This window comes from Pseudomonas sp. Leaf127 (genome assembly GCF_001423155.1).
Lineage (GTDB): Bacteria > Pseudomonadota > Gammaproteobacteria > Pseudomonadales > Pseudomonadaceae > Aquipseudomonas > Aquipseudomonas ovata.
This window is the reverse complement of the sequence record NZ_LMOA01000002.1, coordinates 1-18,721: the sequence shown is the minus strand read 5'-3', so window position 1 is coordinate 18,721 and position 18,721 is coordinate 1. Positions and strand designations below refer to the sequence as shown.

Sequence of the window (18,721 nt, the reverse complement as noted above, 5' to 3'; positions counted from 1 at the left end):
TCAGCCCCTTAAACCCACAGCTTCTTGAAGTCACGCCCGCCAAAGATCAGGTTGATCATTGCGCGAGTCACCATGATGGCCGTGAACATGGAGGTAAAGATGCCGAGCGACAGGGTCACGGCAAAGCCTTTCACGGGGCCGGTGCCCATCGCGAAAAGAATGCCGCCGACCAGCAGCGTCGTCAGGTTGGCATCAAGGATCGCACTGTAGGCGCGGTCGAAACCTTCGTGAATGGCACGCTGCACACTCATGCCATTGGCCAGTTCTTCGCGAATCCGCGAGAAGATCAGCACGTTGGCGTCCACCGCCATACCCATGGTCAACACGATACCGGCGATGCCCGGCAGGGTCAGCGTAGCCCCCAGCAGCGACATCAGCGCCAGCAGCGCAACCATGTTGAAGGCCAGCGCCACCGTGGCGATCAGACCGAAGAAGCGGTAGATGGCCATGATGAACAGCGACACGAACAGCATGCCCCACAACGACGCGTTGATGCCCTTGTCGATGTTGTCGGCACCCAGGCTCGGACCAATGGTGCGCTCTTCAGCGAAGTACATCGGCGCGGCCAGGCCACCGGCGCGCAGCAGCAGCGCCAGCTCGGACGATTCGCCCTGCCCGTTCAGGCCGGTGATGCGGAACTGGCTGCCCAGCGGCGACTGGATGGTCGCCAGGCTGATGATCTTCTTGTCTTCCTTGAAGGTCTGCAGCGGCACTTCTTTCTCGACGCCGTCGACCGTCTGCTTGACGTAGGTGGTCACCGGACGCTGTTCAATGAAGATCACCGCCATGCTGCGACCCACGTTGCTGCGAGTGGCGCGGCTCATCAACTCGCCGCCATGGCCATCGAGGTTGATGTTCACCTGTGGACGGCCATGTTCGTCGTAGCTGGCCTGGGCATCGGTCACCTGGTCGCCGGTGATGATCAGGCCACGCTCCACGGCAGCCGCCGGACGGCCGCCTTCACGGAACTCGAACATCTCGGTGGTGGCCTTGGAGTCATCCGGGCCTGCACCCAGACGGAATTCCAGGTTGGCGGTCTTGCCGAGGATACGCTTGGCTTCGGCAGTGTCCTGCACGCCCGGCAGCTCGACCACGATGCGGTTGGCACCCTGGCGCTGGACCAGCGGCTCGGCCACACCCAGCTCGTTGACCCGGTTACGCACCGTGGTCAGGTTCTGCTTGATGGAGTATTCGCGAATTTCGGCGAGCTTGGCCGGGGTCAGTGCCAGGCGCAGCGTGACAATGCCATTGAGCTCGGCGGGGGTGATTTCGAAATCGGTGAAGCTCTTGCGGACCAGCGCACGGGCCTGCTCACGCTCGGCGTCGTCGTTGAAGCCCAGTTGAATCACGTTGCCCTGCTGCGGGAGGCTGCGATAACGCACTTTCTCTTTGCGCAGCAAGGTCTTGACCTCGCCTTCGTAGACTTTCAGGCGTGCATCAATGGCCTTGTCCATGTCGACTTCGAGCAGAAAGTGCACGCCGCCGGACAGGTCCAGACCCAGCTTCATCGGGCTTGCACCCAGATTACTCAGCCAGGCCGGTGTCGTACGGGCCAGGTTCAGTGCCACGACATAGTCGTCGCCCAACGCCTTGCGCACGACGTCCTTGGCCGGCAACTGGTCTTCCTGCTTGCTCAGACGCAGCAAACCGCCCTTGCCATTCTCAGCCAGAGAAGAACCCTTGACCGTCAGACCGGCATCGGTCAGTGCCTTGGCGGCACGGTCGACATCGGCCTGGTTGACTTGCAACGCCGTGCTCGCGCCGCTGATCTGGATGGCCGGATCGTCAGGGTAGAGATTGGGTGCGGAATAAATGAAACCGATCACCAGCACCGCCAGGATCAGTATGTATTTCCACAGAGGGTATTTGTTCAGCATCACGCCGCCCGCTTAAAACGCGGGGCGCCTTGCGCGCCCCGTCGATGGTAGATACGAAACTCAGAGGGCTTTCAGAGTGCCCTTTGGCAGAGTGGCCACAATGGAGCCCTTCTGGATTTTCAGCTCAACGGTATCGGACACCTCAATCACCACAAAGTCGTCTGTCACTTTGTTGATTTTTCCGGCGATACCGCCCGCGGTCACGACTTCGTCGCCTTTTTGCAGGTTGCCCAGCAGGTTTTTCTGCTCTTTGGCGCGCTTGGCCTGTGGACGCCAGATCATCAGGTAGAAGATGACCAGGAAGCCGACCAGGAAGATCCACTCGAAACCGGAACCTGCAGGGCCGGAAGCGGCCGGTGCTGCAGCGTCCGCGAAGGCGGGGGAGATGAAAAAGCTCATTTAGCGCTCCATTTGCATAATTAGTATGTAAAGCAGGAAAAACTCGTTGTGTTTCAACCCAGAGGCGGCACGGGAAGACCGCGCTTGGCATAGAAGGCATCGACGAAGTCGGCCAATTTACCCTGTTGGATAGCCTCGCGCAAACCAGCCATCAGCCGCTGGTAATGCCGCAAGTTATGGATGGTATTGAGCATGCTGCCCAGCATTTCGCCGCACTTGTCCAGGTGATGCAGGTAAGCGCGCGAGAAGTTCTGGCAGGTGTAGCAGTCACAGGTGGCATCCAGTGGCGAATCATCATGACGATGGAACGCGTTACGGATCTTCAGTACACCGGTGTCGATGAACAGATGACCGTTGCGGGCATTACGGGTCGGCATCACGCAGTCGAACATGTCGACGCCGCGGCGCACACCTTCGACCAGATCTTCGGGCTTGCCTACACCCATCAAGTAACGAGGTTTGTCTGCTGGCATCATGCCGGGCAGATAATCGAGCACCTTGATCATCTCATCCTTGGGCTCGCCCACCGACAGCCCGCCAATGGCCAGGCCGTCGAAGTCCAGCTCGTTCAGGCCGTCCAGCGAGCGCTTGCGCAGGTTTTCGTGCATGCCGCCCTGGACGATGCCGAACAATGCCGCATCGCTCTCGCCATGGGCGACCTTGGAGCGCTTGGCCCAGCGCAGCGACAGCTCCATCGACACCCGCGCCACGTCTTCGCTGGCCGGATACGGCGTGCACTCGTCGAAAATCATCACGATGTCCGAGCCCAAGTCACGCTGGACCTGCATCGACTCTTCGGGCCCCATGAACACCTTGGCGCCATCGACCGGCGAAGCGAAGGTCACGCCCTCCTCCTTGATCTTGCGCATCGCGCCCAGGCTGAACACCTGGAAACCGCCGGAGTCGGTGAGGATCGGACCTTTCCACTGCATGAAATCGTGCAGGTCGCCGTGGGCCTTGATCACCTCGGTGCCAGGGCGCAGCCACAGGTGGAAGGTATTGCCCAGGATGATCTGCGCACCGATGGCCTCGATGTCACGCGGCAGCATGCCCTTGACCGTGCCATAGGTGCCCACCGGCATGAATGCCGGGGTCTCGACCACGCCACGCGGGAAGGTCAGCCGACCACGACGGGCCTTGCCGTCGGTGGCCAGCAACTCGAAAGACATACGACAGGTGCGACTCATGGATGATCCTCTGATGCCGATTCCCGGGGCCCCGTAGGCGCGGGATTGCGGGTGATGAACATGGCATCACCGTAACTGAAGAAGCGGTAGCCCTGCTCGATGGCCGCCGCATAGGCCGCCATGGTCTCGGGGTAACCGGCAAACGCCGAAACCAGCATCAACAGCGTGGATTCAGGCAAATGAAAGTTGGTGACCAGGGCATCGACCACATGAAAGGGTCGCCCAGGATAGATGAAGATATCGGTATCGCCGCTGAACGGTTTGAGGATGCCATCGCGTGCGGCACTTTCCAGCGAGCGCACGCTGGTGGTGCCCACCGCGATCACCCGCCCGCCCCGCGCCCGGCACGCCGCCACGGCATCGACCACGTCCTGGCCGACTTCCAGCCACTCCGTGTGCATGTGGTGGTCTTCGATGCGCTCGACCCGCACCGGCTGGAAAGTCCCGGCGCCCACGTGCAAGGTCACGAACGCGGTCTCGACACCCTTGGCGGCAATCGCCTCCAGCAACGGCTGGTCGAAATGCAGCCCGGCCGTCGGCGCGGCCACCGCACCGGCACGCTCGGCGTACACCGTCTGGTAGCGCTCGCGGTCCGCGCGCTCATCGGGGCGGTCTATATAAGGAGGCAACGGCATATGCCCGACGCGATCAAGCAAGGCCAGCACCGGCTCGGCAAACGCCAGCTCGAACAGCGTGTCGTGGCGCGCGACCATGGTCGCCTCGCCACCGCCGTCGATGACGATGGCCGAACCCGGCTTGGGCGACTTGCTCGAACGCACGTGCGCCAGCACCCGATGGCTGTCCAGCACACGCTCGACCAGAATCTCCAGCTTGCCGCCGGAGGCCTTCTGGCCAAACAACCGCGCCGGGATCACCCGGGTATTGTTGAACACCATCAAGTCGCCAGGGCACAGATGCTCGAGCAAATCGGTGAATTGACGATGCGCCAGCGCGCCGCTCGGGCCGTCCAGCGTCAACAGCCGGCTGCCACGCCGCTCGGCCAGGGGATGACGCGCAATCAGGGCGTCGGGAAGATCGAAGGTAAAGTCAGCAACACGCATGATGGGGTGGGGTCGTCCAGCAGGGGCGCGAAGTTTAGCCGGTTTGCCTCGATTAGTAAAAAAGCCTCAAAAATCAGGGTTGACCGGCTGTCAGACCGTCCCTATAATTCGCGGCCATTGAGCCCTGATGGCGGAATTGGTAGACGCGGCGGATTCAAAATCCGTTTTCGAAAGGAGTGGGAGTTCGAGTCTCCCTCGGGGCACCAGCACAATGAAGAAAGGCCTTGATTATCAAGGCCTTTTTTTCGTCTGGCGTAAAGTTTCAGTGGGCATCGGCCTGCAACCTTGAACCTGCCAACAAGCCGTTATGCTGAGCTCTCCCCACGGCCTCAAGCTTTGAAAACCCCTTCTACGAATTGCAAACCGCCTACCTGATGAGCGTCACAGAGCGCCTTTATCCGGGCCACGGCCAGCATGCTTGTAAAGTCTTCCTCAGCCCTGAACAGGTCGACACGCGTATCAGCGTTTTCCTTTAATACAATTTCGGTATAAAGCGCAGGCCCTTCTGGCAAATAGCTCAAGAGCGGCTCGCTCTTTGACTTGCTTTCATCGAATGCCTTTGACTTCGAGGTAAAATTCACCACCTTGTAACCATGGCATTTAGCTTCCCCCATATAGACGTCAGCGTCAAAAAACTGAAGACCCTGCACGTCATGGTCCAGTAACAGCCGATGAAACCTGGGGCTTATGAAGTTAGGCCCATCACTGAACAGAAAGTCATAGTTCAACAGGCGCCCGGCATCAGGCTTCGAGCCAACCCTGAATTCAATCGACACCTCCTCTTCCAGCGGTATGCCTTGTTTAAAAACACCAGGATCCTGACCGCTCAACACCGTGCAGCGAAACCAATAGCGTTCCGGATAATCATCAGAAATTTTTATTAAAAACAGTTTAGTCATCTGCAGCCCCTTGTCCCGATGCCGACTTTAATTCTGTGATACCCGAACGCTGGGAGGACCTGAAAGCAGGGCGCCGAGTGCGTGAACAAAACTGCCTTACGGCCTCGCGCCGCCTCAGCCAACCTGCATTGCATCTTCATTATTGATGACGCGCAGATCCACCATCCTTAACCGGTCACGCCCGGCGCGCTTGGACTCATAAAGCGCGGCATCGCCCTGTTCGATCAACCCTGCCAAAGTGGCAGGCGCCTGGTCGAACAGGCTGGCGCCGAGGCTCAGGGTCACAGGCTTGGGCGTGACAAAGGTCTCGGCCGCGATCTTGTGAAACTGCTCGCGCAGCATGCTGCCCAGGGCGCCAACCTGTTCGCACGAGGCATCGCTGAGCAGAATCACGAACTCGTCACCGCCCAGGCGGGCAGCCAGTGAGCCCTGGGGCAGTTCGGCGCGTATCAGTTCGCTGAGGGTGATCAGCAAACGGTCACCGGCAGTGTGGCCATGCAGGTCGTTGACCAGTTTGAAATTGTCGATATCGATCAACAGCAAGGCACCGGGCCGGGCAGTGCAGACGTCTTCAAGCAGGCGGGCGGCTCGTACTTCAAAGGCGCGGCGGTTATACAGCGCGGTCAATGGGTCGCGTGCGGCCAGCCGGGCAATGCGCCGCTCGCGGCGGTGGCGTTCGGTGCCGGTCATCGACAGCGCGATGAGCATTACGGCCATAACGCCCTCGACCAGGGAAATCTGGATGATCTGGCCGCGCAACGAGGCGAGATCGATCAGGGTGCCCGGCACCACAGCCGTGGCGGCCTTGACCACGTAGAACAGCCCGTGCAGCAACAGCACATAGCGCAACTGCACCGCCCCAACGGTCAACGACTGGCCATGCGGGCGCAACAGGAAGCTGGCACGCAGGCTCAGCAGCGCCACCAGCAGCGAATTGACCAGCAGCATGACCTTGGACCACGACGGATCGGCGGGCAGTAACAGCAAGGCACACCAGACCACCGCAATCAGGTACCAGGCGCGCGACAGGCGCACTTCGGTAAAGCGCGCAACGCCCAGCAGAAACAGCCCGTGCGCCACCACCAACAAACCATTGGCAAACCAAATGCCGATCACCAGCAACCCGCTGCTGCGCATCACCGCCAGGATGCAGCCCACGCTGATCGAGGCAAAGCCGGCACTCCAGAACAGCAAGGATGACTCGCGCACGCTGCGCCACTCGATGGCCAGGTACAGCGCCGCAGAAGCGGCCAGGGCAACGGTGATAACCAGCAGGGTAAGGGGATCGAGCGCCATGAATGGACCGACCTGAATGAGTGCCGTAGAGAAGGTGGATTGTAGGCGGTTGAGCGATTTTAGCAGAACCTGCCAAGCCTTAATGTTTAACCGCCATGACGTCCTGCGGAACATGCTTTTGTACCCAGTTCACAGAACCACCACGTGCTCATCCAAAACGCCAACACGCTCGCAAACCTAGCCCACTTTCTGCGGTCTACTGCTGCCACAGACCAGCGCCCTGCTGGAAACGCCCCCCTTCTAAGCGCAGGCATTCCATGAACAGCAAACTTGACGACACCACCCGCGACGCCATCGACTTCATCAACACGCTGTGTGAAGACGGCCTGATCGACTGGCCTATCGATTTCGAGCCTGCAGCCTTCAGCGATGCGGAGCTGGCGGAAACCTTCGGCCACTGGTTTGGCGGCCAGCGCTGGTCCGAGGCGGGCGACACGTTTGTGCAGTTTGGCCAGGACGGCACCGGGTCGATGTTTCTGCTGTGGTATTACCCCGGCTTGAGCACACGGCCACCGGTGGTGTTCATGGGCTCGGAAGGCGCAACCAGCCTGGTGGCGAATGACATCGAGGACTTCATCCGCCAACTGGCCAGCGGCAAGCAGTTCTTTGACGGCGACTGGCTGGAGCCGGATGAAGACGAAGACCGCGAACTGGATTGGCAAGCGCTGGCCCAGGCTGTCGATGCCCGTTATGGGCTGGGTGATGAAACGCCTGAGCAGTTGTCGGACAAGGCCCGGCGCGAACATCCGGACTTCGATCAGTGGGTAGCCCTGAAAGTCGAATAATCCGCGTGGCCCGTTATCAGGCGGGCTCGACGCGGGTCCAGTAGCGGGTCAGGTAACGCACCTTGACCGGCAGGGTCTTGCCCAGGTTTTCCAGCACCGTGTCGATGTCATCGAGCGCAAAGGTGCCGGAAATCCTCAGGTGCCTGATTGACTCGTCGCAGCGCAGTACGCCTGGGCGATAGCGGCTCAGCTCATCGAGAAACGTCCCCAGGGGCCAGTCATTGACGCTCAGCAGCCCCTGCACCCAGGCGGTCGAGCCTTCGGGCAGGTGTTCAGGCGGACTGACCCGGTTGCAATCAAAGGTCACCTGCTGACCGGCGACCAGGCGGTCGGCATGATGGATGCTTTGCAACGGCCGCACTTGCACGGCGGCCTCCAGCACCCCGACGCGGGTTTTGCCGAGCAATTGGCGAACACTGAACCGTGTGCCCAGCGCCAGAATGCTGCCCTCCTCGCTCTGGACGATAAAAGGTCGCCGGGCGGCATCCTGAGCGGTCTGCACCAGGACCTCGCCCTGATGCAACTGGATCAGCCGCTGCAGTGCACTGAAGCGGATGTCCACGGCAGTATCGGCATTGAGCACCAGGCGCGACCCATCCTGCAGATCCAGCGTGCGCCGTTGGTTGCCACGGGTGTGCTGCTGGGCGAGCAATGCGCGGTACGGCACATGCTCGACGGCCAGCCAGCCGGCACCGCCCATGACCAGCAGGATCGACAGCACCGTGAGCGCCTCACGCCGTTGCTTCTGTGCAGCGCTCAGTCTGGATAACGCCGTCTGCTGCGGCACACGCGCCCACTGCTGGTGCAGTCTCTCGACCCGCTCCCATGCCGCTGCGTGCTGCGGCGATGCCTGGAGCCATTGTTGCCAGGCCAGGATACGTGCTTCGTCGATCTCCCCATCGTTAAGCTGTACATACCAGGTGGCAGCCGCTTCAAGGGTCTGGAAATCCGGCGTGTGACTCATGCGTTGTCGACCAGCAGCGAACACGCTACGCTGCTCAGGTAGCCACGGGGCTGGCGGATCGGCCCGGCATTACGGGCGCCCATGACCTTGAGGAAAGTGTCCCGGGCAAAGTCCGCCGCATCGGCCGGGTTGCCTGACCGTACCCGCAGCCAGCCTTTCAGCCAGCGGTGGGGCTCATTGTAAAGCGGGGGAATGGCTGAAATATCAAGGCTCGACATGAGAGGACCTTGCAAGCGCTAATAATAATTGCTCGCATTTTCAACAGGCCGTCGATTTTATGCAAGTGCCGGCCCGCGCTCATACAGTCGCCGATGCGATTTCGCACCCAGTCCAACATCCGGGATCAAACCCGCTACCCTAGGCGCTTCCATTCTCCAGCAGCGAGTCGCGCCCCTATGAATGTTCAATCCAGCAGTCTGGCCGTTTTGGTACTCGGGTTCTGCAGTGCAGTTCACGCCCAGGAGCCGCTTTCGCACCTGGATAAAGTACAGCAGGCCGGTCAACTGACTGTGTGCACCACAGGCGATTACAAGCCCTACACGTTTCTGCGTGAAGACGGCGAGTACGAAGGCATTGATATCAGCATGGCGCGTACGCTGGCCAAGAGCCTGAACGTGCCGGTCAAATGGGTGCCGACCACCTGGAAGACGCTGATGCCGGACCTGCAGGCGGGCAAGTGCGACATCGGCATGGGCGGTATTTCGGTCACTCTGGAGCGGCAGAAGAAGGCTTTTTTCAGCAACGTTCTGGACGTGGACGGCAAGATCCCGCTGGTGCGCTGTGAAGACCAGGCGCTGTACCAGAGCATTGAGCAGATCAACCAGCCTTCGGTACGCCTGATCGAGCCGGCCGGCGGCACCAACGAAGCCTTCGCCCGCGCCTTTGTGCCCAAGGCGCAGTTGGGCTTTCATGACAACAACACCATCTTCCAGCAACTGCTGAACAAGCAGGCCGATGTGATGATCACCGATGCCTCCGAAGCGCTTTACCAGCAAAAACGCTTGCCGGGGCTGTGCGCGGTCAACCCGACACACTTCATGCAATACGGTGAAAAAGCCTACCTGTTGCCCCGTGATGACATGACCTGGAAAAGCTATGTCGATCAATGGCTGCACTTGAGCAAGGCCACGGGCGCCTATCAGGCCATTCTCGGTGAGTGGCTGGCCGTGCCGGCCCAGTAAAAGCCTGGATCGGACACGTCTACGACCACAGCTGGAGCGACCACCGGTCGCGAAAAGACCTGCATGATTGGCGACGGCATTCGCGACCGTTGGTCGCTCCTACGGTCTGTTCATGTCGGTCATGTGCAGCGTCCGATAAAAGCCCTCCGCCTTGAGGCCGGCGGTCTCCCACTGCGACGTCAGACAACCATTGAAAACCTTGAATAATTTGCGATCCAATAACTTTTTAAAGACAGCGCAATCTCATCTATGGATGCGGCGATAGAGCGCTTGACACTCGAAAGGAAATCATTCGTTACATATAGAAATGAGTCTGCTAACATCGTATGACCCGTGATGAGCAAGCGATCGACACGTATCGCACCTCTGTCAATGGACCGGATCGCGACCTGAGCCGGCCACCCGATGTAAACGAATCACAATGAGAGCAGCCCTCAAGGCCTGCCAGCCCCTGTTGCGAAAGCCTTCGCCTGCGATAACGACCCGCCTTGCACTGGCGTGGTTCCGTCTGCCCTGAAAAAGGTGGCAGGCAAAGGCCTTTTCAACCTGACGCCGACTACGCCTGCCCACAGGCTGCGGCGGCCGCCAACGTTTACGCAAAGGGTCAGGATCGTCGCTTGCGATGTGTAGCCATAGAGCGTTGTGCCGTCCGGGATTTTCTTGTGAGCCGTCATAGGTGGTCCCTGTATGTTGTTGAACAAGCCGACATCGCGAAGAAAATTCCTGCTTTCTTCCCTGATTGCCTTGCCTGCGCTGGGCGTGACCGTAAACGGGCTCAGCGCCGCCGTCGCTGCCGACATGGTGGCCCCCAACCTCGAGTCTTACTCGCCGACGTTTTTCAGCCCCGCCGAATGGGCGTTCATCATGGCGGCCTGCAATCAGTTGATTCCTGCCGGTGGCCGCGGTCCTGGCGCACTGGAAGCCAACGTGCCGGTGTTCATGGACCAGCAACTGGCCAGTGACCTGGGCGGTGAGATCTACCTCGAAGGCCCCTTCGACCTGAACGCCCCCAAGACGCTGGGCTATCAGATTCCGTACCGCCCGCAGGACATCTATCGCAAGGGCATCCAGGCAGTCGAAGCCTGGTGCAACGAGAACCACCACGGCAATTTTGCTGCGCTCAAGGCCGACACCCAGGTCGAGGTGCTCAAGAAGCTGCAGGCCGGTGACCTGAAGTTCAATGCCTTTGGCGAAGACATCCTCAAGTCGCCGATGTTCTTTTCCGAAGTCCTGACGCTGGCCCAGCAGGGCTACCTCTCCGATCCGATCTACGGCGGCAACAAGGGCATGAAGGCCTGGATTGCCATCGGCTTTCCCGGCGCCCGCGCCAGCTACCTAGAATGGGTCAAGCAACACAACGTTGCCTACCCGCTGGGCCCTGTAAGCATCAGTGGCGACCGCGGCTGACCCCTTTTTCGTCAAGCGTTAGAGCGAGCAAGATTTTTATGGCAACTATTACCAATGACGAAGTCGACGTTGTCGTCGTCGGCCTCGGCTGGACCGGCTCCCTGATGAGCATCGAACTGGCCCAGGCCGGTTTGAAGGTCCGCGCCCTGGAGCGCGGTGAAGACCGCAACAACGCGGACTTCATGTACCCCAAGCCGGCTGACCAGTACGCCTACGCCGTACGCAACAAGGTCATGGTCACCCCCAAGGACGGCGCCCTGACCGTGCGTCATAACATGAGCAGCACCGCCCTGCCGACCCGCAAGTGGGGCGCCTTCGTGCCGGGTACTGGCGTCGGCGGCTCCGGCCTGCACTGGACCGGTGTACTGATCCGCCCGACGCCCACTGACATCAAGCTCAAGACCTACGCCGACCAGGCCTACGCCAAAGGCATCCTGCAAGACGACATGCGCATTGGTGACTACCCGTTCACCTGGGACGAGATCGAGCCGTACCTGGACAAGTTCGACAAGATCTGCGGCCTCTCGGGCAATACCGGCAACCTCAACGGCAAGATCATCGAAGGTGGCGACCCGTTCGAGGGCCCGCGCTCCAGCCCCTTTCCGCTGCCGGCGCTGGAAGACACCCTGAACTGCTCGATGTTTGCCACCGCGGCGCGCAAGCTGGGCTACCACCCCTTCCCCAACCCGTCGGCCAACGTCTCGCGCGCCTGGACCAACCCTTACGGCAACCAGATCGCGCCGTGCAACTACTGCGGCTATTGCAGCAAGTACCCGTGCCTGAACTACTCCAAGGCGTCGCCGCAAACGGCGGTCATGGACGCGCTCAAGCGCATGGACAACTTCGACTACAAGGTCAACGCCAACGTCCTGAAAGTCGAACTGCACCCGGACGGCAAGACCGCCCGCGGCGTGACCTACGCCGACGGCGACGGCAACCTGGTGTTCCAGCCGGCCAAGATCGTCGTGCTGGCGGGTTTCCAGTTCGTCAATGTGCGCCTGATGCTGTTGTCCGGCATCGGCAAACCGTATGACCCGGTGACCGAGACCGGCACCATCGGGCGTAACTACGCCTACCTGAGCGTGGGCGCCAGCACCCTGTTCTTCAAGGACAAGACCTTCAACCCGTTCGCCACCGCCGGCGCCACCGGGCAGATGTTCAACGACATCTCGCCGGGCAACTACGACGGTGCGGCGCTGGGGTTCATTGGCGGCGCCAAGATCCACAGCTCGCAGGCCACCGGCACACCGATCGGCACGTCGCTGCCGGCCGGCACCCCGGAATGGGGCCAGGGCTGGAAAGACGGCATGGCCGACTGGTATGGCCATTCGATGAAGGTCAGCATCTCTACCGGCTGCATGTCCTATCGCGACCATTACCTGGACCTGGACCCGACCTACAAGGACCCATGGGGCCAGCCACTGCTGCGCATCACCTTCGACTGGAAACAGAACGAACTGAAACTGCAGCAGCACCTGCGCGGCATCGTGCAGAACATCACCAAAGAACTGGGCCCGGACAGCTACTCGGAAAGCTTCCTGGGGCTCGACTCGCACTGGGACATCACCAAGTACGTGTCGACCCACAACGTGGGTGGCGCGGTGATGGGCGAGTCGCCAGAGACCAGCGCGCTGAACCGCTACCTGCAGAGCTGGGACGTGCACAACGTATTCGTGCCGGGCGGTAACGCGTTTCCACAGAACTTCCAGGCCAACCCGACGGCCCTGATCGGCGCCCTGACGCTGTTCGCCGCCCAGGCCATCAAGGACCAGTACCTGAAAAACCCCGGCCCGCTGGTGCAGGCATGAGGAGCGCACACGTGAAATCCAGACCCCGTTCCCTGCTGATCGCCCTGGTCGTGATCGGCGTCGTGCTGGCGCTGCTGGGCTGGCTGCTCGCCGGCTGGCTCAACCGCGCCGGCGACACCGGTGCGCAACTGTCGCAACCGGTGACGCCCGAGTTGATCGCCAAGGGTGAATACCTGGCGCGCGCCGGTGACTGCGTCGCCTGCCACACCGCCCATGGCGGCCAGCCGTTTGCCGGCGGGCGCGGCATCGAGTCTCCCATCGGCACCATCTACGCCACCAACATCAGTCCGGACAAAGACACCGGCATCGGGGGCTGGAGCTACGGCGAGTTTGAGCGCGCCGTGCGTCGCGGCATCGGTCATGACGGCAGCGCGCTGTACCCGGCGATGCCTTTCCCGTCCTATGCCCGCACCACCGACCAGGACACCGAAGCGCTGTACGCCTACTTCATGAGCGGCGTCAAACCGGTGAATCAGGCCAACAAGGCCAATGACATCCCGTGGCCGCTGTCGATCCGCTGGCCGCTGGCCTACTGGCGCACGCTGTTCTCGCCGACGCCGGAGCAGGCCGCCGTTTCGCTCAAGGCCTCGACCGAGGGCAAAGCCGCTCAGGTCGCGCGCGGCGCCTACCTGGTGCAGGGCCTGGGCCACTGCGGCTCGTGCCACACGCCACGGGCGCTGACCATGCAGGAGAAAGGCCTGGACGAAAAAGACCCGGACTACCTGGCCGGTGCCGAACTCAATGGCTGGGCGGTCCCGCCGTTGCGCGGCATGCCGCACTGGTCGCATGAGGAAATCGTCGATTACCTGGGCACCGGCCGCAACGCCAAGGCCTCGGTCGGCGGCGAAATGACCGACGTGGTCGCCAACAGCACCTCGCACATGAGCGATGAAGACCTGGGCGCCGTGGCGGCCTACCTGAAATCACTCAATGGCAAGAAAGCGCCGGCAGCGACCAAATCGTCCGCCAGCGAAGCGACTACTGCCAAGCTGACCGCCGCCAAGGACCTGACCCTGGGCGAGCGTCTGTACGTGGACAATTGCGGTGCCTGCCACTTCGTCGGCGGCAATGGTGCCTCGCGCATCTTCCCGCAACTGGATGGCGCATCGATCATCAACGCCGACAACCCCAGCGCGCTGATCAGCGTGATCCTCGCCGGTGCCCAGACGCCGTCGACGGCACGAGCCCCCTCGGTGCTGCCAATGCCGGGCTTTGCCTGGCGCCTGGATGACAGCGAGACCGCGGCCCTGGCGACCTTCCTGCGCCAGGGCTGGTCGAACAGCGCCAGCGTGGTGTCGGCCGAGCAGGTCAAGGCGATCCGCAGTACGCTGGATGCCGGTCATGAAACGGCCAAAACCAGCGTCGAGCCGTCCAGCCCTCAGCATTGAGGGCTGGCAGCCCGTAGGAGCGACCAACGGTCGCGAATGCCGCCCTGAATCATGCGGATCTTTTCGCGACCGTTGGTTGCTCCTACTGATCGGCAACGCCTGGGCAGACTTATTGACCCTGGCCCCACCCGAAGCGTTTACAGATCGCCCGTCGATAGGGTGTGTCGATCTGCCGAGGGACTTGTTCGATGTAATGGCGGGCATGTTCAAGAGGCTCGCCCGACAGTCCGTCGAGGTAGCCCAAGGCATCCTTCAGCGATGGCAAACGTCCTTCGATGGCATCCAGCCGGGGTGGCAAGGCGGTCCAGATAATCGCATCGACTTTGCGTACCGCTGCCCACTCGGCCAACGGCCCGACCTCGGTCTTGTCGGGGATGAACACTCCGATGCCATCCTGCCGGTCAGCAGCAATCTGTTCGCGCTCGCGCAGGCTGGCGCAGGCCTGCTCGACGCTGTCCACGGCCAGCAGCGCCCACAGCACCTGGCTGGACGGTGCGTTGCAGCACAAGGCCGTGGCCAGCTCGCCCTTATCGCCCACCCGACAGAACTCGACCGGCAGCTCAGGCCCGTCCTGATACCACTCGCCCGCCAGCGGCAATGCCTCCGGCTTCCAGATCAGCGATCCCCATCCCAGGCATGCGATATTCAATGGCTGTTCCTCGATCATGACTATGAGCACGTGCCCATCACTCTGATAGGAACAAGCGGTAAAAGATTCAGCCGGCCTGCATCACACAGGTTGCCCGCGACCGCTCACCGACTCTGCGCCCAGGCCACCAACAGGTTCGGCAGCATGGGCCGTGCCACGTAATACCCCTGGATCTGATCGCACCCCCAGGCCTTGAGCAGCTCATACAGCTCGGCGGTTTCCACCCCTTCGGCCACGACCTGATAGCCAATGGTCTGCGCCAGCTGAATGATCGAGGTCACCACCGCCCGGTCTTTCGTATCGCGACAGGCATCGCGCATGAACGACTGGTCCAGCTTGACGGTTGTGGCCGGCAACATGCGCAGGTAAGTCCAGTTGCTGTAGCCGGTGCCGAAGTCATCGATGGCCAGGCGAATACCGCAATCGCGGACTCGTTCCAGATTGACCCGGGTCAGCTCGGGATTGGTGATCAATGCACTTTCGGTGAGTTCCACTTCCAGCAGGTGGGGCTCGATCGTCTTCTCGCGCAGCAGGCCGATCAACTGGTCGACAAAGGTCGAGTCGGCCATGTCCGCCGCTGACACATTGATCGACACCTGCCACTCGAATCCCTGCGCCTTCCAGTCCGCCAACTGTTCCAGCGCCCGCCGCGCCACCCAGGCGCTGATCTTGCGGATCAACGGAGTCTTTTCCGCCAGCGGAATAAACTCGCCCGGGCTGATCAGCCCCAGCTCCGGGTGCCGCCAGCGCAGCAAGGCCTCAACGCCGCACAGCCGGCCGCTCGCCGCCTCGACCTTGGGCTGGTATTCCAGATAGAACTGGTCATCGCGCTCCACCGCCTTGGACAGCGAGGTCAGCAAGGTAAACGCCCGCATCTGCGCCCGATCCAGCTCAGGCTCGAAATACACCCAGCCCTTGCCGGTGTTTCGTGCATGATCGGCCGAACTGACCAGGCAACGCAGCCAGTCTTCGTGCCAGTCACCCGGCGTGAGCCGCAACATGCCAAGCCCCGCACGCGGCTGCAGGGGAATGCCGGAGCACTCGATGGGCTGCTCGATCTCGGCAGACAACAGCCCGATCAGTTTCTCGATCTCGCCTGCGCCTGGAATCATGAAGCCAAAGCGGGTCGGGCTGATCTTGTACAGGTCACGCTCGCCAATGATGCGCTTGAGCTTGTCCTTGAGCAGCAACATGACCTTGGCAGCAAAGGGATAGCCCAGGGACTTGACGATCTCGTTGAGGAAGGTCGGCGAGATCATGTCGGCGGCGATGACCGTCACCGGCTCGCCGCGATGCCTGTAGGCCTCGACGTCCTTTTCGAACTTGATACGGTTGTACAGGCCGATGCTGCCATCGACATAGCTGCTTTCGCGCAGGTCGCGGATGCGCAGCATGACAATGCGGGCCAGTTGCTTGAGGATGTTCTGTTGTTCAGTGGTGAGGCCGGGGCGGGGTTTTGTGTCGATGATGCAGAACATACCCAGCGTCAGGCCTTCGCTGGTCACCAGCGGGTAACCCGCGTAGAAGCGAATGCCAGGATTGCCCAGCACCAGTGGATTATCACGAAAACGTGAATCGACAACCGCATCCGTGACCTGAAAGAAACCATCGGCGGCAACGGCAGTGGCACAGAACGAGTCGATCAACGGCGTCTGAGTGCACTCCATCCCGGCCTGCGCCCAGAACCACTGGCGACGGCTTTCGAGAATCGAAATCAGCGCAATCGGCACAGCAAAATGCGCCGTAGCCATCCCGATCAACTCATTGAACACCTCATCCTTGATACCTTCGAAGCACGCTACGTTTGCCAGCATCTGCTGACGCAGCGGCGTGTCCGACAGGGGGTGTATTTCGTGCTGCACGTTCCAGATACCTCATGGCTTGTTGCTATCAAGCGTCTACTGTAAGGGATTGCGCCAGGCTTTAGATAACGCTTCCAGACACAATGCACCTTTCCTTTGCACGATGCCATACGCCATCCTGTTACCCAAAATGGCTTTTCCAGAGACAACAAATACTTAACTTCACTTTCACAGGTACGCGTATATAATCGCCGCTTCCGTTGGGGAGTAACCTGCTGGCGAGCAATCGCGAGCGTTCGTATCAACATTCTCGGCTTCAGTCAGCCGTGGTACGAACACCATTTTTGGTTGGTGAGACCAGCGACACAGCACATGCTCAAGCCGGGCGCGTGTCTTTGTCGTTGACTCATAGCCCGGCGGACGTACACCGTGAACCCGATTTCCCTCATCTTCATCGCGCTTGCGATGTCTACCGACGCCTTCGCAGCCGCCATCGGCAAAGGCTCGGCACTGCATAAACCCCGCCTCTCTGAAGCTTTGCGCACCGGCCTGATCTTTGGTGTGATCGAAGGCATTACGCCGCTTGTCGGCTGGGCAATCGGCCAGGCTGCCACCGCCTGGGTCGCCGACTGGGACCACTGGATCGCCTTCACACTGCTGATCGCCCTGGGCCTGCACATGATCTACAACGGCGTGAAAGACGAGGATGAACAAGAAGAGAAGACCCGCCAGCATTCGTTTCTGGTGCTGGCCGTCACGGCCTTTGCGACGAGTATCGATGCGCTGGCCGTCGGTGTGGGTCTTGCGTTTGTCGATGTGAATATTCTGGTAGCGGCAGCGGCTATTGGTTTGGCCACGATGATCATGGTGACGATCGGGGTGATGCTGGGGCGGGTGCTCGGGACGGTTGTTGGCAAGCGGGCGGAGATTGTCGGTGGGGTGGTGTTGATGATCGTGGGGGCGACGATTCTGTTTGAGCATTTGTCTGCTTAAGAAAATCGATTGCACCTGGAAGCTCGCCAAGATTTTTGCTACCTGCAAGATAGTGTCGAGCACAGGCAACCACGCCGGGACCGTCTTGCATTTCTGAGCAGCCCATGCGGCAGTCAAAAAGGGGCGATTCACTCCAGAAGCACAGAGTCTTTTCTAAGCGGCCTACACGGCAGTGAAGATTGCCGAGGATCTGTACTTGACCTTGATCGATTTCTGAGCTGCCTACACGGCAGTGAAGCGCTATGTACTTCGTAGGAAGCCGCGTCAATTTTTCTGAGCTGCCTACACGGCAGTGAAGCTTTTCAGCGTTGGTGAGCTGCTTGCCGTTCATTTCTGAGCTGCCTACACGGCAGTGAAGGCGCCTGGCGCGGTATCGACTGATCGACTGCTTTTCTGAGCTGCCTACACGGCAGTGAAGACTCATGCTCTCTCCTTGATCCGGCTCCATGCCTTTCTGAGCTGCCTACACGGCAGTGAAGGACCAGATGCTGGACTTCATGCTGCGTTCACATTTCTGAGCTGCCTACACGGCAGTGAAGTTCCCGGTTTTCGTTCGCCCAAGCTGTGAGCTTTTCTGAGCTGCCTACACGGCAGTGAAGCGGGATAGCCGCAGTGCCTTGGTTTTCGTTCTTTTCTGAGCTGCCTACACGGCAGTGAAGTGCGCATGTAGGGCCTGGCGCCGCTTCGAGCATTTCTGAGCTGCCTACACGGCAGTGAAGACCACTGCTCAGCGGAGGGCGGCGCGCACCCATTTCTAAGCTGCCTACACGGCAGTGAAGATGCGTAGCCAGCAGCTGCACCAGGCCGTGGTTTTCTGAGCTGCCTACACGGCAGTGAAGTAGACACTTTGCTGGATAACCTCTCGTTTCTAAAGAAAAATATCCCGCTAACAAGCATTTCATCCTTTTTTTTGATCGTGTCCCGAGAAGTGGTGTAACTGAACCAGCCGAAGGCGCCCTGTGGGCGAAAGAGGAGGGTCATCGTGGTTCTTGGCTAATGTTGAGTTTGCGGACTTAACCTTCACC

At 60.6% G+C, this 18,721-nt stretch carries 16 protein-coding genes, 1 tRNA gene and 1 CRISPR repeat array; of the genes, 7 read left to right on the top strand and 10 right to left on the bottom strand.

The window, feature by feature from the left end; all coding sequences use genetic code 11:
* Positions 1–8 precede the first annotated feature (8 nt).
* The 4 genes from secD to queA are packed head-to-tail and all read right to left on the bottom strand — an operon-like array spanning position 9 to position 4,524.
* Positions 9–1,877, bottom strand: coding sequence for a protein translocase subunit SecD (gene secD, locus ASF84_RS03790; protein ID WP_056835409.1), 1,869 nt, complete (start codon positions 1,875–1,877; stop codon positions 9–11).
* 60 nt (positions 1,878–1,937) lie between these two features.
* Positions 1,938–2,276, bottom strand: coding sequence for a preprotein translocase subunit YajC (gene yajC, locus ASF84_RS03785; RefSeq protein WP_056835407.1), 339 nt, complete (start codon positions 2,274–2,276; stop codon positions 1,938–1,940).
* A 53-nt stretch (positions 2,277–2,329) separates the two neighbouring features.
* The gene (tgt, locus tag ASF84_RS03780; protein WP_056835405.1) at positions 2,330–3,445 is read right to left on the bottom strand and encodes a tRNA guanosine(34) transglycosylase Tgt; all 1,116 of its coding nucleotides are present in this window, start codon (positions 3,443–3,445) and stop codon (positions 2,330–2,332) included.
* Between the two features lie 14 nt (positions 3,446–3,459).
* Entirely contained in the window at positions 3,460–4,524 is a 1,065-nt protein-coding gene (gene queA, locus ASF84_RS03775; RefSeq protein ID WP_056835404.1) for a tRNA preQ1(34) S-adenosylmethionine ribosyltransferase-isomerase QueA, read from the bottom strand.
* A 121-nt stretch (positions 4,525–4,645) separates the two neighbouring features.
* Between queA and ASF84_RS03770 the strand changes: the two genes are divergently transcribed.
* Positions 4,646–4,730 (top strand) — tRNA-Leu (locus tag ASF84_RS03770).
* A 123-nt stretch (positions 4,731–4,853) separates the two neighbouring features.
* Here ASF84_RS03770 and ASF84_RS03765 read toward each other — a convergent pair.
* Positions 4,854–5,423 (bottom strand): hypothetical protein, encoded by a 570-nt coding sequence (locus tag ASF84_RS03765; protein ID WP_056835401.1) that lies wholly within the window; start codon positions 5,421–5,423, stop codon positions 4,854–4,856.
* A 114-nt stretch (positions 5,424–5,537) separates the two neighbouring features.
* Complete coding sequence (locus tag ASF84_RS03760) at positions 5,538–6,719, bottom strand: GGDEF domain-containing protein (RefSeq protein ID WP_056835399.1); 1,182 nt, start codon at positions 6,717–6,719, stop codon at positions 5,538–5,540.
* A gap of 257 nt (positions 6,720–6,976) precedes the next feature.
* Here ASF84_RS03760 and ASF84_RS03755 point away from each other — a divergent pair, with 257 nt between their 5' ends.
* The gene (locus ASF84_RS03755; RefSeq protein ID WP_056835397.1) at positions 6,977–7,504 is read left to right on the top strand and encodes a hypothetical protein; all 528 of its coding nucleotides are present in this window, start codon (positions 6,977–6,979) and stop codon (positions 7,502–7,504) included.
* Between the two features lie 16 nt (positions 7,505–7,520).
* Here ASF84_RS03755 and ASF84_RS03750 read toward each other — a convergent pair whose 3' ends face one another.
* The gene (locus ASF84_RS03750; protein ID WP_056835395.1) at positions 7,521–8,468 is read right to left on the bottom strand and encodes a FecR domain-containing protein; all 948 of its coding nucleotides are present in this window, start codon (positions 8,466–8,468) and stop codon (positions 7,521–7,523) included.
* A complete protein-coding gene (locus ASF84_RS03745; RefSeq protein WP_056835392.1) occupies positions 8,465–8,686 on the bottom strand; it encodes a sigma factor in 222 nt (73 codons plus the stop codon). Before ASF84_RS03745 ends, ASF84_RS03750 begins: the two co-directional genes overlap by 4 nt.
* A gap of 177 nt (positions 8,687–8,863) precedes the next feature.
* Here ASF84_RS03745 and ASF84_RS03740 point away from each other — a divergent pair, with 177 nt between their 5' ends.
* The 4 genes from ASF84_RS03740 (at position 8,864) to ASF84_RS03725 (ending at position 14,252) form a co-directional block, all read left to right on the top strand.
* Positions 8,864–9,649 carry a transporter substrate-binding domain-containing protein gene (locus tag ASF84_RS03740; protein ID WP_056835390.1) on the top strand — a complete coding sequence of 262 codons (786 nt, stop codon included), beginning with the start codon at positions 8,864–8,866 and terminating at the stop codon, positions 9,647–9,649.
* Between the two features lie 687 nt (positions 9,650–10,336).
* Entirely contained in the window at positions 10,337–11,056 is a 720-nt protein-coding gene (locus tag ASF84_RS03735; RefSeq protein WP_056835388.1) for a gluconate 2-dehydrogenase subunit 3 family protein, read from the top strand.
* 38 nt (positions 11,057–11,094) lie between these two features.
* Positions 11,095–12,864: a GMC family oxidoreductase gene (locus ASF84_RS03730; protein WP_056835386.1), complete on the top strand. Its 1,770-nt coding sequence runs from the start codon at positions 11,095–11,097 to the stop codon at positions 12,862–12,864.
* An 11-nt stretch (positions 12,865–12,875) separates the two neighbouring features.
* Positions 12,876–14,252 carry a c-type cytochrome gene (locus ASF84_RS03725; RefSeq protein WP_236709356.1) on the top strand — a complete coding sequence of 459 codons (1,377 nt, stop codon included), beginning with the start codon at positions 12,876–12,878 and terminating at the stop codon, positions 14,250–14,252.
* A 109-nt stretch (positions 14,253–14,361) separates the two neighbouring features.
* Here the strand turns inward: ASF84_RS03725 and ASF84_RS03720 are convergent, their stop codons facing one another.
* Together ASF84_RS03720 and ASF84_RS03715 are read right to left on the bottom strand one after the other, a co-directional pair.
* Positions 14,362–14,901, bottom strand: coding sequence for a hypothetical protein (locus tag ASF84_RS03720; RefSeq protein WP_056835379.1), 540 nt, complete (start codon positions 14,899–14,901; stop codon positions 14,362–14,364).
* 104 nt (positions 14,902–15,005) lie between these two features.
* Positions 15,006–16,763 carry a sensor domain-containing phosphodiesterase gene (locus ASF84_RS03715; protein WP_236709355.1) on the bottom strand — a complete coding sequence of 586 codons (1,758 nt, stop codon included), beginning with the start codon at positions 16,761–16,763 and terminating at the stop codon, positions 15,006–15,008.
* A gap of 369 nt (positions 16,764–17,132) precedes the next feature.
* On the opposite strand from ASF84_RS03715, the gene mntP reads away from it, so the two are divergent.
* Positions 17,133–17,696, top strand: a complete 564-nt coding sequence (gene mntP, locus ASF84_RS03710) for a manganese efflux pump MntP (protein WP_056835378.1) — start codon at positions 17,133–17,135, stop codon at positions 17,694–17,696.
* Between the two features lie 150 nt (positions 17,697–17,846).
* A CRISPR array of direct repeats spans positions 17,847–18,535; the repeat unit is 28 nt; unit sequence TTTCTGAGCTGCCTACACGGCAGTGAAG.
* Positions 18,536–18,721: the final 186 nt, after the last annotated feature.

Excerpts from the sequence above, each read along its gene's own strand:
- secD (WP_056835409.1), bottom strand. The coding sequence starts at position 1,877 with ATGCTGAACAAATACCCTCTGTGGAAATACATACTGATCCTGGCGGTG.
- yajC (WP_056835407.1), bottom strand. The coding sequence starts at position 2,276 with ATGAGCTTTTTCATCTCCCCCGCCTTCGCGGACGCTGCAGCACCGGCC.
- tgt (WP_056835405.1), bottom strand. The coding sequence starts at position 3,445 with ATGTCTTTCGAGTTGCTGGCCACCGACGGCAAGGCCCGTCGTGGTCGG.
- queA (WP_056835404.1), bottom strand. The coding sequence starts at position 4,524 with ATGCGTGTTGCTGACTTTACCTTCGATCTTCCCGACGCCCTGATTGCG.
- ASF84_RS03765 (WP_056835401.1), bottom strand. The coding sequence starts at position 5,423 with ATGACTAAACTGTTTTTAATAAAAATTTCTGATGATTATCCGGAACGC.
- ASF84_RS03760 (WP_056835399.1), bottom strand. The coding sequence starts at position 6,719 with ATGGCGCTCGATCCCCTTACCCTGCTGGTTATCACCGTTGCCCTGGCC.
- ASF84_RS03755 (WP_056835397.1), top strand. The coding sequence starts at position 6,977 with ATGAACAGCAAACTTGACGACACCACCCGCGACGCCATCGACTTCATC.
- ASF84_RS03750 (WP_056835395.1), bottom strand. The coding sequence starts at position 8,468 with ATGAGTCACACGCCGGATTTCCAGACCCTTGAAGCGGCTGCCACCTGG.
- ASF84_RS03745 (WP_056835392.1), bottom strand. The coding sequence starts at position 8,686 with ATGTCGAGCCTTGATATTTCAGCCATTCCCCCGCTTTACAATGAGCCC.
- ASF84_RS03740 (WP_056835390.1), top strand. The coding sequence starts at position 8,864 with ATGAATGTTCAATCCAGCAGTCTGGCCGTTTTGGTACTCGGGTTCTGC.
- ASF84_RS03735 (WP_056835388.1), top strand. The coding sequence starts at position 10,337 with ATGTTGTTGAACAAGCCGACATCGCGAAGAAAATTCCTGCTTTCTTCC.
- ASF84_RS03730 (WP_056835386.1), top strand. The coding sequence starts at position 11,095 with ATGGCAACTATTACCAATGACGAAGTCGACGTTGTCGTCGTCGGCCTC.